Here is a 12,682-nt window from a genome sequence, read left to right as displayed (position 1 = left end):
GGCGGGGCTCAGAACTTTGCTTGAAGGCCTACGGTGACGGTGCGAGCGGTGCCCGGCGTTACCCACAGCCGGCTGTACGAGCTGGTGTAGTAGGTCTTGTCAAAGAGGTTGTCCACGTCCAGCGTCAGGCGCAGCGTGGGGCTGATGCGCCAGTGGGCCACCAGCTTGGCGGTGGTGTAGCCGGGCAGATCGAAGGCCGCCTTGCCCGCATCGGCCTCGGCCTGCGTGCGGGCCTGGCCCAGGCGCTTGCCCACACGGGTGATGCCGCCGCCAATGCCGTAGCGCTGGCCGTTGGAGAAGGCGTTCTCGTAGACAGCCAGCACGCTGCCGTTGACCTTGGGCACGTTGAGCAGGCGCCCGCCCACTTCCAGCGTGTTGTCGCGGGAGATCTCCACGCCGTTGAGCACCAGGCTCGCATTCAGGCGCCAGCGCTGCGTGACCTGGCCGGCAAAGTCGAACTCCAGGCCCCGGCTGCGGATCTCGCCGGCCGAGACCGAGTAGCCGGCGTTGCCCGGGTCGGCCGTCAGCACGTTGCGCTTGCGGATGTCGAACATCGCGGCCGTGGCGCCCATGCGCCGGTCGGCGCTTTCCCACTTGGCGCCCAGCTCCAAGGAGCGGCCGGATTCGGGACTGAAGCCCGCGCCGGCCACATCGACGCCCACGTTGGGCCGGAACGAGCGGCCCACGTTGGCATAGAAGGTCCATTGCGGCAGCGGCAGCCAGCTCAGGCCCAGGCGTGGCGAGGTCGAGGTCGGGTCCTGCTGCGTGGTCGCGCCCGTGCGGCGGTTGTGCAGCGACTGGTCATAGCGGTCCATGCGCAGGCCGGCCACCACGCGCCACTGGGGCGAGAGCTTGATGGCGTCCTGCAGGTAGAAGGCCGTGTTGCGCTGGCGCTCGAAGGTATCGGTATTGGCCGTGGGCACGGGCTGCGTGCCGCCGTAGACGGGGTTGTAGATATTGATGGCATAGGGATTGGCCGCCGTGGGGTTGGCGCGCAGCATCACCGTATCCATGTCGAAGCGAAAGCTCTCCAGACCCAGCAGCAGCTCGTGTTCGACGGTGCCCGTTTTCACCGTGCCCTGCAGCTCGGCCTGCACGGCGATGTCGTCGGACTGGTAGTCGCGGAAACGCCGCTGGCGCGTCAGGTCACCATTGGCCAGCAGCGCATGGGGTTCGGTGGAAAAGCCGTTGATCGAGGTCTCGCGGTAGGACAGGCCCAGGCGGCTGCGCCACTGCGCGCTCCACTCATGCGAGAGGATGAACTGGTGCGTGCGGTTTTCCACCGTCACATCGCCATCGCGCGGGTCGCCCAGGAAGCGGCTGCGCGAGATGGCGCCCAGGCGGTCGCCCACGGCCGCCACGCCACGGTCCAGCGGCGTCTTGTGGCGCAGCAGCTCGCCCGAGTACTCCAGCACCGTATCGCGCCCCAGCTTCCAGGTGAAGGCCGGCGCAATCACCTGGCGGCCGGCGCCCACGAAGTCGCGGAAGCTGTCGCGGTCCTCCACAGCGATGTTGAGCCGGTAGGCAAAGTTCTCGCCAATCGGTCCCGTGCTGTCGAGCGCGCCGCGCCGCAGCCCGTAGCTGCCCGCATAGGCTTCCACGGAATGCGAAGGCGTCCACAGCGGACGCTTGGAGACGACGTTCAGCGTGCCGCCCGGCTCGCTGCTGCCGTAGAGCGCAGCGGCCGTGCCCTTGAGGAACTCGATGCGCTCCACGCCGGCCAGATCACGCGGCGCGTTGAAGCCGCGCCCCGAGGAAAAGCCGTTGAACAAGGTGGCCATGCCCACGTTCTGATCGCCGGGCAGGCCGCGAATGACGATGTTGTCCCACAGGCCGCCAAAGTTGTTCTGGCGCGAGACGCCGCCCACATAGTCCAGCACATCGTCAAGCTTGGTGGCTCCCAGGTCGTCCATGGCCTGGCGCGTGATCACGCGCACCGACTGCGGCAGCTCGCGCAGCGGCAGGTCGGTCTTGGCGCCTGCCGCCTCATCGGTGTGATAGGCGCCCGAGGCCGTGCGGCCCACGACTTCCACGGCAGGCAGCAGGGTCTGCTCCTGGGACGACGGCGCCGACGGCACGGATGCCGCAGGTTGTGCCTGGCCCTGGGCCAGCGCGGGCGTGGAGAAGAAAGCGGCAGCGCTCAGGGCAAGCGGCAGCGGGCGAAGGCCGGGAAGCGGCTTCGCGAGGATGGAGAAGGCAGTCATGATGAAAACGGGCACGGGCGCATGCCGCCGGCATCAGAAGCCGGCGCGCGCAAACACGGAGAGGCCGCCAGCCCTAAAGGGCACTGGCGGCAGGGAAGTAATAGGTGCTTGCGGATTCAGCGCGGCGGGTCGCGCGATGCAAAGGCCCAGCGGTTCTGCGCAGGGATGGCGCCGGCCATGGTGCGCGGCGGCACCCTGTGCGGCGCTGCGGCCACGGCCAGTGGCAGGCCCGGGTGCGGCAGCACTGCCACCGCATGCGGTGCATGGCCCATGCACCAGACGCAGACGGCTTCCGCGGCTTCCGCTGTTTCACCGGCCGGCGCCTTGTCCTCGCAGCCGTTCAGGCCGGCAAGCGCCTGGCCGGGCACTGCCGCCGCCTGCCGGATATGCGTTGCACCGTGCAGGGGCATGCCAATGGCCGTGTTGAAGAACACGGCCAGCAATAGCAGGCGCAAAACAAGCAGACGCATAAGAAGAAGGCGATCTTACTATTGACAGTTAAATCTCATTAACAACCCGCCGCCATTTTCTGCGCAGTCCGGGACAGCAGCGCGGGAATATGCCACCTGCATGTGACAGGCCGATTGGCGACTCTCAGCCTTGCGCCTATTTATCTGCGGGTCCCACGCCCCGGAAGAACATGTCGCAGATCTGGTCCGCCACCTTCTCCAGCGAGCCCTTGCGCGGGTTGAACCATGACTGCACGGAATTGATGCTGCCCAGGATCATGATCCGCGCCAGACGGATGTCCGCATCGGCACGCAGCCGCCCCTGCTCGCGCAAACCCTCCAGCAGGCCGCTCCAGAACTTCTGGTGGCGCTCCCGGCGTTTGAGATGGCGCTCGCGCACCTTGTCGGGCAGTTGCCCCAGCAGCCTGCCATGGGCCAGGGCGAAGTCCCCGTGCCTGACCAGCCCCTCCATCTGGCCGAGTACCGCGGCACGAAAGCGCTGCTCGGCCGTGGCGTCCTCGCCCAGGGCGTCCAGCCGCTCATTCTGCTGGCTGATGATGCGTGCCCCGCCCTGCTCCATCACCTCGTCCACCAGTTCCTCCTTGGAGGCGAAGTGGTAGTAGATGCTGGCGGCCTCGATCCCCGCCTGCTCCGCGATGTTGCGCATCGTGGTGGCGGAGTAGCCCTGCTCCCCGAAGGTGCGGGCCGCAAGCTTGAGCAGGGTTTCGCGGGTGTCGTTGACGCCGTGGGCGCCGGTCTGCCTTCTTGCCATGTCTGCCAGGGGTGGATCGTTGTAGTGCGGTGATCCTAACAGGCTGTGATTGGCGGGCCCATCCAGCGCCCGCCGGGCGGCACGCCATCCCCGTGACAGGCGATTGCCCGGATTCGCCGATTCCGCTTCAATATCGCGAAGTTCCGATGAACCCATGGCATGCGTGGACATCGCGGCAGTTCATCCTATCGATAGGAAAAATTGAGAAGATACATTCTTCACATAGGCCCGATTGAATGCCACCCTACGAGTTCGGCAATCACCCACTCAACCCGGCATCGGCACGATATGGCGAGGATTCGATGCAATCGCGGCATCAATATCTATTCATTTAATGAATTAATAAAAAATCTCGATTGATGAAATAAAAAAAAGAACTTCGACGGAAAAACGGGGCCTCAGCGGGGTCGGCCAGCGGCTGACCTCGCTCAAAACAGGGATGACAACACGTCATCTCCAGGGAAGGGAGCGCCTACAACGAAGCGCTTCAAATGTAACAATGCCGCAACAGCTTTTGTAAAGTCCCTGTAATCAAGATGGCGCTGGATATAATGCGGCTCGCCTCGGAAAAATGCCCTGGCTCTGGAAAAGATCTCTACACCCGCAGGAGATCCCATATCCTAAGTACTTGTACTTATGATTGCTTCCTTACCTCTTACTGCGCATGCACCAACTTCGACCATTCTGAAAAGAGTCCTGAGTCCCTGTTCCTGCGCCGCAGTTTTTTCAGATAGCCGCACTTAAAAATTCTTCTATCAAGATGACTACATACCAAGAGCTGATTGCCCAGAAAAAGTTGCTCGACCAGCAGATCGACGAGGCCCGCAAGCTGGAGTCCAAGGCGGCCCTGGCCTCGGTGCAGCAACTGGTCAAGGAGTTCGGCTTCACGGCGCAGCAGGTCTTCCCCTGGAAGCCGGATGGCAAGAAGAGCGCACCCGCGAAGTACCAGGATCCCGAGACCGGCAAGACCTGGACCGGCCGTGGCAAGCCGCCGAACTGGATCCTGGGCAAGGACCGCTCGCTGTTCGAGATCCAGTGAGAATCCCGGCGCACGCATGTGCGCGCTCGCAAGGCGTGCGCACATGCGTGGTTTCACACGTCCGCGCCGCAACCGTCACCCTGGCACCACGGCCGTGACCTCGATCTCCACCTTGGCCCGGTCTTCCACCAGATCCGCCACCTCCACGGCCGTCATGGCCGGGAAATGCCGCCCGATCAGCTCGCGGTAATGCCGCCCTATGGCGGGATAGGCGGCCACGTATTCCCTCTTGTCGGTCACATACCAGGTCATGCGCACGATGTGTTCGGGCCGCGCGCCGCCTTCGGCCAGGACCGCGACGATGTTGGCCAGCGCCTGTCGCACCTGGTCGGCCAGGTCGTCGGATTCGAATTGCTGCTGGCCATTCCATCCGATCTGCCCGCCGACGAACACCAGGCGCGAGCCGACCGTCATCTCGGTCAGGATGCCATTGGCGTAGCCGCGCGGCGCCAGCCAATCCGGGGGTTGCAGAATCTTCATTGTGTTCATCCTGTTCTCTGGGAATCCGTGAATTCTTCCTGGGGCACGAGATAGGCGGCAAGCCGTTCGCGCAGATCCGCCGGCAATGGCACGGCCTTCATGCGGTCCAGGTCCATGGTGACGATGGTCAGGCACGCCGACAGCCGCAGTTGGCCGCCAGGTCCTTCAAAGCGCACGTTGAACCGGAACGATGCGCCGCCGATGCGCTGCACCGCAAGGACCTGGCGCAGCGTTTCATTCCAGCGACTGGGCGCCGTGAAGTCGCACTGCACCGAGACCGTGGGCGTGCCGATGCGGCGCTGCACATGCAGCGTATGGAATGACAGGCCCATTGCCTGGTCGAACCACTGCTCGACCAGGTCGTTGACCATCTCGAAATAGCGTGGATAAAAGACGATGCCCGCCGGATCGCAGTGGCGGAACAGCACCTGCACCTGGCTCTCGAATGCGGCTGCCATGCCCCGGCCTCACTCCATCTTGCGCAGCACGAAGCGCTGCAGCTTGCCGGTCTCGGTGCGCGGCAAGGCCGGCACGAAGACGATGGCGCGCGGGTATTTGTAGGGCGCGATGACGGACTTGACGAAGGCCTGCAGCGTGGCCGCCAGCGCGTCGCCTGCGGCAAAGCCGGGCTTGAGCACCACGAAGGCCTTGACCACCTGGCCGCGCTCCTCGTCGGGCACGCCGATCACGCCGCATTCGGCCACGGCCTCGTGGCGCAGCAAGGCATCCTCCACTTCGGGGCCGGCGATGTTGTAGCCGGCCGAGATGATCATGTCGTCGTTGCGCGCCTGGTAGAAGAAGTAGCCGTCGGCATCGCGCACGAAGGTGTCGCCGGGCAGGTTCCAGCCCTGCTGCACGAAGCGCTTCTGGCGCTCATCGGCCAGGTAGCGGCAGCCCGTGGGGCCCTTGATGGCCAGTCGCCCGGGCGTGCCGTCGGGCACGGGGCGCATCTCGTCATCGACCACCTCGGCCACGTAGCCGGGCACGACCTTGCCGATGGCGCCGGCACGCACCTGCTCGGGCGGGCTGGACACGAAGACATGGATCAGCTCCGTGCCGCCGATGCCGTCGATCATCTCGATGCCCGTGGCCTGCTTCCACAGCTGGCGCGTGGCATCGGGCAGGGCTTCGCCGGCCGACACGCTTTTCTGGAGCGACGACAGATCAAAGCGCCCGGTCAGTGCCGCCATCTGGCGGTAGAAGGTGGGCGCCGTGAACACGATGGTGGCGTGGAAATCCTGGACCAGTTGCAGCAGGCCTTCTGGCGTGAGCTTTTCGGCCAGCACGGTGCTGGCGCCCACGCGCAGCGGAAAGCACAGCAGCCCGCCCAGGCCGAAGGTGAAGGCCAGCGGCGGCGTGCCGCAGAAGATGTCGTCCGGCCCCGGCCGGATCACATGGCGCGGGAACAGGTCGCACATGGCCAGCACGTCGCGGTGGAAATGCATGCAGCCCTTGGGTGCACCCGTGGTGCCGCTGGTGAAGGCGATCAGGCAGACGTCGTCGGCCGCGGTGTCGCAGCAGTCGAAGCGGTCAGGCTTGGCGGCGGCCAGGGCATCCAGCGCATCGGGCGCCGTGTCGTTGAAGTACAGCACGCGCGAAAGCTCCGGGCAGTGGTGCTCGTGGCCCGGCTGCAGGCACAGCTGCACTTCGTCGCCGAGGCGCGCATCGCACAGCACGGCCTGGACCCGGGCCTTGTCGATGATCTGGCGCAGTTCCTTGGCGCGCAGCAGCGGCATGGTGGGCACCGTCACCAGCCCTGCCTTGATGGCCGCCAGCCAGGACGCCGCCATCATGGGGTTGTTGGGGCCGCGCAGCAGCACGCGGTTGCCGGGCACCAGGCCCAGGTCCTCGGCCAGGACATGGGCAATGCGGTTGGTCAGCGCCTGCAGTTCGCCATAGGTCATGGCGGCCTGCCGCTGGCCATCGCGCCAGCGCAGGGCCACGCGCCGGCCGTGGCCGCGCGCCACCATGGCATCGACCAGCTCGGCCGCGCAGTTCAGGCGTTCGGGGTAGGCCACGTCCGGCCCGTCCAGCAGGAACTCGGGCCATTGCTCGGGCGGCGGCAGGTTGTCCCGCGCGAAGGTATCGATGTGGGCGGAGGCGTGCATGCGAAGGTCCCGGTTCTGGCGTTGAGGGGTGCGCTGCTTCAGGCCTTGAGCAGCTCGCGCGCGATGATGAGTTTCTGCACCTCGGTGGCGCCTTCGTAGATGCGCAGCGCGCGGATCTCGCGGTACAGCGTCTCCACGGGCATGCCCGAAACCACGCCCGCGCCGCCGAACATCTGCAGCGCGCGGTCGATCACGGCCTGGGCCGATTCGGTGGCCGTCATCTTGGCCATGGCCGCCTCGCGCGTGGTGCGCGTCTTCTTTACGTCGCGCATCCAGGCGGCGCGGTAGGTCAGCAGGGCCGAGGCGTCGATGGCCGTGTCCATGTCGCCCAGCGCGGCCTGGGTCAGCTGCAGGTCGCCCAGGGTCTGGCCGAACATGCGGCGCGACTTCGCCCGCGCCAGGCCCTCGTCCAGCGCGCGGCGCGCGAAGCCCAGCGCGGCGGCGGCCACCGAGGCGCGGAAGATGTCCAGCGTCATCATGGCCAGCTTGAAGCCCTGGCCCGGCTCGCCCAGGCGCTGCGACACGGGAATCCGGCACTGCTCGAAGCGGAGGGTGGCCAGCGGATGCGGCGCGATGAGGGCGATGCGCTCGCCGATGGAAAAGCCCGGCGTGTCGGCATCGACCACGAAGGCGCTGATGCCGCGCGCGCCCGGCGCCTCGCCCGTGCGGGCGAACACGCAGTAGAAGTCGGCGATGCCGCCGTTGGAGATCCAGGTCTTGCTGCCGTCGAGCACGTAATGGTCGCCCTCCAGCCGCGCCTCGCAGGCCATGGCGGCCACGTCGGAGCCGGCATCGGGTTCGGACAGCGCGAAGGCCGCGATGGCCTCGCCGCGCGCCACGCGCGGCAGGTAGCGCTGGCGCAGCGCGTCCGACCCCATCAGCGAGATGGCGCCGCTGCCCAGGCCCTGCATGGCGAAGGCGAAGTCGGCCAGGCCCTCGTGGCGGGCCAGGGTCTCGCGCAGGATGCAGAGGGCGCGCGAATCCACCTCGGGCAGCGCCCCGCCCCAGGAGCCATCCGGGCCCGCAGGCACGGCATAGCGCAGCCAGCCTGCCTGGCCCAGGGCCTTGACCAGTTGGCGGCAGGCCGCATCGGCATCGTGGTGGTCCACGTCGCCCAGGGATTGCGCGCACCAGGCATCGGCCTCATGGGCCAGCGTGCGGTGGGCGTCGTCGAAGAAGGGCCAGTCCAGCCAGGTGGAATCACGCATGTCAATTCCCCTCGAACACGGGTTTCTGCTTCGCCACGAAGGCCTCGTAGGCGCGGTGGAAGTCGCGCGTCTGCATGCAGATGGCCTGGGCCTCGGCCTCGGCCTCGATGGCCTCGTCCACGCCCATGTTCCATTCCTGGTGCAGCAGCTTCTTGGTCACGCCATGGGCGAAGGTGGGGCCGGCGGCCAGCTGCGCGGCCAGCGTGTGGGCGGCATCGACGACCTGCTCCGGGCTGTGCAGGGCGTTGAAGAAGCCCCAGGCGGCGCCCTCCTCGCCCGTCATGGCGCGGCCCGTGTACAGCAGCTCGGAGGCGCGGCCCTGGCCGATCATGCGCGGCAGCAGCGTGCAGGCGCCCATGTCGGCGCCGGCCAGGCCCACGCGGGTGAACAGGAAGGCCGTGCGCGCGGCGGCCGTGCCCAGGCGCATGTCGGCGGCCAGCGCCACCATGGCGCCCGCGCCCGCGCAGATGCCGTCCACGGCGGCCACGATGGGCTGGGGGCAGGCGCGCATGGCCTTGACGAGGTCGCCCGTCATGCGCGTGAAGTCCAGCAGCTCGGGCATGCTCATCTTCGTGAGCGGCCCGATGATCTCGTGCACATCGCCGCCCGAGCAGAAATTGCCGCCCGCACCCGTGACCACCACGGCCTTGATGTCGGTGGCATAGACCAGGGCGCGGAACAGGTCGCGCAGCTCGGCATAGGAGCCGAAGGTCAGCGGGTTCTTGCGCTCGGGCCGGTTCAGCGTGATGGTGGCGACCTTGCCATCGGCCGAGACCTGCCACAGGAAGGTCCGGGCCTGGTAGCCGGCCAGGGGCCGCTTGTGGTGCTGCATGCTGTGCTCTTCGGGCGGGGTGCTCATGGTGTCGTCTCCATTCAAAAGGGTTGGGGCTCAGCCCGTCATGACTTCGCCGCCGTCGACGGCAATGGCCTGGCCGTTGACCGAGGCCGAGGCCGGCAGCGCCAGCCAGGCCACGGTCTCGGCGACCTCCCCGGGCTGGACCAGGCGGCCCTGGGGATTGCGTTCGGCCAGCTTGGCGCGGGCCTCTTCGGCCGTCATGCCGGTCTTGTCCACGATGTTGGCCACGGCGCCGCGCACGATGTCGGTCTCGGTATAGCCGGGGCAGACCGCGTTGACGGTGATGCCCTTGCCCGCCATCTCCAGCGCCAGCGCGCGCGTCAGGCCGATCACGCCATGCTTGGCCGCGCAGTAGGCGCTGACATAGGCATAGCCGATCAGCCCCGCCGTGCTGGCCACGTTGATGATGCGGCCCCAGCCGGCGGCCTGCATGCCCGGCAGCGCGGCCTGCATGCAGTGGAATGTGCCCGTGAGGTTGACGGCCAGCATGGACTGCCACAGCGCGGCGTCGGTGCGCTCGAACTTCTGGCTGCTGGCCTGGCCCGCGTTGTTGACCAGCACCTGCACCGGGCCGAAGCCCGCCTCGGCCTGCGCGAAGGCCTGGCGCACCGAGGCTTCGTCGGCGATGTCGGCCTGCACGGACTGCACCGTGCCGCCCAGCTCCGCCACGGCAGCTTCCAGCGCCGCGCCATCGCGGCCCAGCAGCGTGACCCGCGCGCCGCGCGCCAGCAGCGCCCGCGCGCAGGCCAGGCCGATGCCGCGCGCGCCGCCCGTCACCAGGGCGTGGCGACCGTCCAGAGGTTGGGTGGGCAGGTTCATTTGGCGTCCAGTTGTGCCATGGCTGCGGCACGTTCGAAATTGGTCTCCAGCTGGCGCTTGCCGGCCAGGTACTGGCGCGGCCAGCCCACGTCGCGGGCCCCGACGCGGGCGGCCTCGCGCAGCGTCCAGGCCGCGTCGGCCAGGTGGGGACGGGCCAGCGCGCACAGGTCGGCGCGGCCCGAGGCGATGATGGCGTTGGCGTGGTCGGCCTCGAAGATGGCACCCACGGCAATCGTCGGTATGCCGGCCTCGTTGCGCACGCGGTCGGCGAACGGGGTCTGGAACATGCGGCCGTAGACCGGCTTTTCCTGCTTGCTGACCTGGCCCGAGGAGCAGTCGATCATGTCCGCGCCGGCCGCCTTGAAGCGGCGCGCGATCTCCACCGCGTCGTCGGGCGTGATGCCGCCTTCCACCCAGTCATGGGCCGAGATGCGCACCGACATGGGCTGGTCCTCGGGCCATGCCGCGCGCACGGCATGGAACACCTCCAGCGGAAAGCGCAGGCGATTGTCCAGGCTGCCGCCGTATTCGTCTTCGCGCTGGTTGGTCAGCGGCGAGATGAAGCTGGACAGCAGGTAGCCGTGGGCGCAGTGCAGCTCCAGCCAGTCGAAGCCCGCCGCCACGGCACGGCGCGTGGCCGCCACGAACTGCTCGCGCACCGTGTCCATGTCGGCGCGGGTCATGGCATGGGGCACCTGGGACAGACCGTCGATGTAGGGCAGTGCCGAGGCCGACAGCAGCGGCCAGTTGCCCTGCTCCAGCGGATGGTCGATCTTCTGCCAGCCCAGCTGGGTCGAGCCCTTGCGCCCCGCATGGCCCAGCTGCACGCCGATGCGCGCATCGCTGTGGCCGTGCACGAAATCCACGATGCGCTGGAATGCCCGGCCCTGGGCATCGTCCCACAGCCCGGGGCAGCCGGGCGTGATGCGGCCCTCGGGCGACACGCAGGTCATCTCCACCATCACCAGCCCCGCACCGCCCATGGCGCGCGCGCCCAGGTGCACCAGGTGGAAGTCGCCCGGCACGCCGTCGGTGCAGGAATACATGGCCATGGGCGAGACCATGATGCGGTTCTTGAGCCGCACGCCGCGCGCCTGGTAGGGCGTGAGCATGGGCAGCGGCGGCCGCTCGCCCGCGGGCACGCTGCGGCCCGCGTGCTCCGCGATCCAGCGCTCGAAGCCTTCGAGCCAGTGCGCATCGCGCAGACGCAGGTTCTCGTGCGAGATGCGCTGCGAACGCGTCAGCAGCGAATAGGCGAACTGCTCGGGCTCCAGCCCCGCGTAGCGCCGCACGTTCTCGAACCACTCCGTGGAATTGCGCGCGGCGTTCTGGATCTTGAGCACCTCGACGCTGCGCACCTGCTCATAGTGCTGCAGGCCGGCTTCGATGCCCTGCGTGGCTTTCAGGCTGCGCGCCAGCTCGATGGCATCCTCCAGCGCCAGCTTGGTGCCCGAGCCGATGGAGAAATGCGCCGTGTGCGCCGCATCGCCCATCAGCACCACAGGCACGCTGCGTGCGCCCTGGGCCGATTCGATCCGGTTCCAGTGCACCCAGGTATTGCAGATCACGCGCGGAAACCGGATCCAGATGGCCGAGCCGCGCAAGTGCGAGGCATTGCTGACCAGGGCATGGCCGTCCAGCCAGGGCGCGAACAGCCTCTCGCAGTAGGCGATGCCCTCTTCCTGGCTCATCTGCTCTATGCCGGCCGCCTGCCAGGTCTCCTCGGGCGTCTCCACGATGAAGGTGGACATGCCGTCCTCGTAGCGGTAGGCATGGGCCTGGAACCAGCCGTGCTCGGTCTGCACGAAGGCGAAGGTGAAGGCATCGAAGACCTTGGTCGTGCCCAGCCACACGAAGCGGCAGCGGCGCTGGTCGATGTCGGGGCGGAAGGTATCGGCATAGCGGGTGCGCACCTGGCTGTTGATGCCGTCCGAGGCGATCACCAGGTCGGCGCCGTACTCGCGCGCAATCGCCTGGTCGTCCTGCACGAAGTTCTCGAACACCAGCTTCACGCCCACGTCCTCGCAGCGCGCCTGCAGGATGTTGAGCAGCTTCTTGCGGCCGATGCCGATGAAGCCGTGGCCGCTGCTGCGCAGGCTGCGGCCCTTGAAATGGATGGCTATGTCGTCCCAGTGGTTGAAGGCATCGCCGATGGTGCGGGCCGAGACCGGATCGGCCTCGCGCAGGTTGTCCATGGTGGCGTCGGAGAACACCACGCCCCAGCCGAAGGTGTCGTAGGGGCGGTTGCGTTCCACCACCGTGACCTCGTTGGCAGGATCCTGCAGCTTCATCAGCAGGCCGAAATACAGGCCGGCGGGGCCGCCGCCTATGCAAACGATCTTCATACCGCAAACCCTTGTCTCGGGGGGGCGGATGGCGCCCCAGGTCCAGGATCCAGGCCAATCTCTTTAAGCCTGAATAGTTTAGACTTCAAATATATAGGGGAAGCGCCTCCCATGACCTAGGGAGAACACGCATATGCCCCCGACAAACGGTAGGATGCCGGATCGCCAGGAGAGTCGCCTTGGAAAAATACCGCTTCAATGTCTTCGGCCGCATCATCGCCATCGAGCGTGCGGACAGCCAGTGGCGCTGCTTCAACGTGGGCGCCGACGGCAAGCGCGCCCCGGCCCTGCTGGCCATCCCCGCCGATATCGGCCACGCCGAGCTGGCGCAGTACCTGTACGACATCTACCACGAGAGCGCCGCCGCGTCGGACCGGGAGATCTTCGAGATCCCCTGAAGCC

Annotated in this window: 12 protein-coding genes; 2 read left to right on the top strand and 10 right to left on the bottom strand. The window is 67.4% G+C overall.

The features are described 5' to 3' along the window. Positions 1 to 8 precede the first annotated feature (8 nt). The 3 genes from L1Z78_RS10855 to L1Z78_RS10845 form a co-directional block, all read right to left on the bottom strand. A complete protein-coding gene (locus L1Z78_RS10855) occupies positions 9 to 2,204 on the bottom strand; it encodes a TonB-dependent siderophore receptor (RefSeq protein ID WP_234641498.1) in 2,196 nt (731 codons plus the stop codon). 116 nt (positions 2,205 to 2,320) lie between these two features. After that, a complete protein-coding gene (locus tag L1Z78_RS10850) occupies positions 2,321 to 2,674 on the bottom strand; it encodes a hypothetical protein (protein ID WP_234641497.1) in 354 nt (117 codons plus the stop codon). A 136-nt stretch (positions 2,675 to 2,810) separates the two neighbouring features. Next, on the bottom strand, positions 2,811 to 3,425 hold the full coding sequence (locus L1Z78_RS10845; protein ID WP_234641496.1) for a TetR/AcrR family transcriptional regulator: 615 nt from the start codon (positions 3,423 to 3,425) through the stop codon (positions 2,811 to 2,813). Between the two features lie 760 nt (positions 3,426 to 4,185). Between L1Z78_RS10845 and L1Z78_RS10840 the strand changes: the two genes are divergently transcribed. Beyond that, the gene (locus tag L1Z78_RS10840; protein ID WP_234641495.1) at positions 4,186 to 4,464 is read left to right on the top strand and encodes an H-NS family nucleoid-associated regulatory protein; all 279 of its coding nucleotides are present in this window, start codon (positions 4,186 to 4,188) and stop codon (positions 4,462 to 4,464) included. 75 nt (positions 4,465 to 4,539) lie between these two features. Here the strand turns inward: L1Z78_RS10840 and L1Z78_RS10835 are convergent, their stop codons facing one another. Genes L1Z78_RS10835 through L1Z78_RS10805 form a run of 7 tightly spaced genes read right to left on the bottom strand, consistent with a single transcriptional unit; the run spans position 4,540 to position 12,280 of the window. Further along, positions 4,540 to 4,944 (bottom strand): RidA family protein, encoded by a 405-nt coding sequence (locus tag L1Z78_RS10835; protein WP_234641494.1) that lies wholly within the window; start codon positions 4,942 to 4,944, stop codon positions 4,540 to 4,542. Positions 4,945 to 4,949: 5 nt separating this feature from the next. After that, positions 4,950 to 5,402, bottom strand: coding sequence for an acyl-CoA thioesterase (locus L1Z78_RS10830; protein WP_234641493.1), 453 nt, complete (start codon positions 5,400 to 5,402; stop codon positions 4,950 to 4,952). A 9-nt stretch (positions 5,403 to 5,411) separates the two neighbouring features. After that, complete coding sequence (locus L1Z78_RS10825) at positions 5,412 to 7,052, bottom strand: AMP-binding protein (RefSeq protein ID WP_234641492.1); 1,641 nt, start codon at positions 7,050 to 7,052, stop codon at positions 5,412 to 5,414. A gap of 38 nt (positions 7,053 to 7,090) precedes the next feature. Beyond that, complete coding sequence (locus L1Z78_RS10820; RefSeq protein WP_234641491.1) at positions 7,091 to 8,260, bottom strand: acyl-CoA dehydrogenase family protein; 1,170 nt, start codon at positions 8,258 to 8,260, stop codon at positions 7,091 to 7,093. A 1-nt stretch (position 8,261) separates the two neighbouring features. Then, entirely contained in the window at positions 8,262 to 9,119 is an 858-nt protein-coding gene (locus L1Z78_RS10815) for an enoyl-CoA hydratase family protein (RefSeq protein WP_234641490.1), read from the bottom strand. A 30-nt stretch (positions 9,120 to 9,149) separates the two neighbouring features. Then, positions 9,150 to 9,935, bottom strand: a complete 786-nt coding sequence (locus tag L1Z78_RS10810; RefSeq protein ID WP_234641489.1) for an SDR family NAD(P)-dependent oxidoreductase — start codon at positions 9,933 to 9,935, stop codon at positions 9,150 to 9,152. Then, entirely contained in the window at positions 9,932 to 12,280 is a 2,349-nt protein-coding gene (locus L1Z78_RS10805; protein WP_234641488.1) for a bifunctional salicylyl-CoA 5-hydroxylase/oxidoreductase, read from the bottom strand. The genes L1Z78_RS10810 and L1Z78_RS10805 overlap by 4 nt, the downstream gene beginning before the upstream one ends. Positions 12,281 to 12,459: 179 nt before the next feature. On the opposite strand from L1Z78_RS10805, the gene L1Z78_RS10800 reads away from it, so the two are divergent. Then, positions 12,460 to 12,678, top strand: a complete 219-nt coding sequence (locus L1Z78_RS10800) for a DUF7661 family protein (RefSeq protein WP_234641487.1) — start codon at positions 12,460 to 12,462, stop codon at positions 12,676 to 12,678. The last annotated feature ends 4 nt before the right edge of the window (positions 12,679 to 12,682 follow it).

The organism is Delftia tsuruhatensis (genome assembly GCF_903815225.1).
GTDB lineage: Bacteria > Pseudomonadota > Gammaproteobacteria > Burkholderiales > Burkholderiaceae_C > Comamonas > Comamonas tsuruhatensis_A.
Note: the sequence above shows the minus strand (reverse complement) of the source record. Positions and strands in the feature narration are given on the sequence as shown.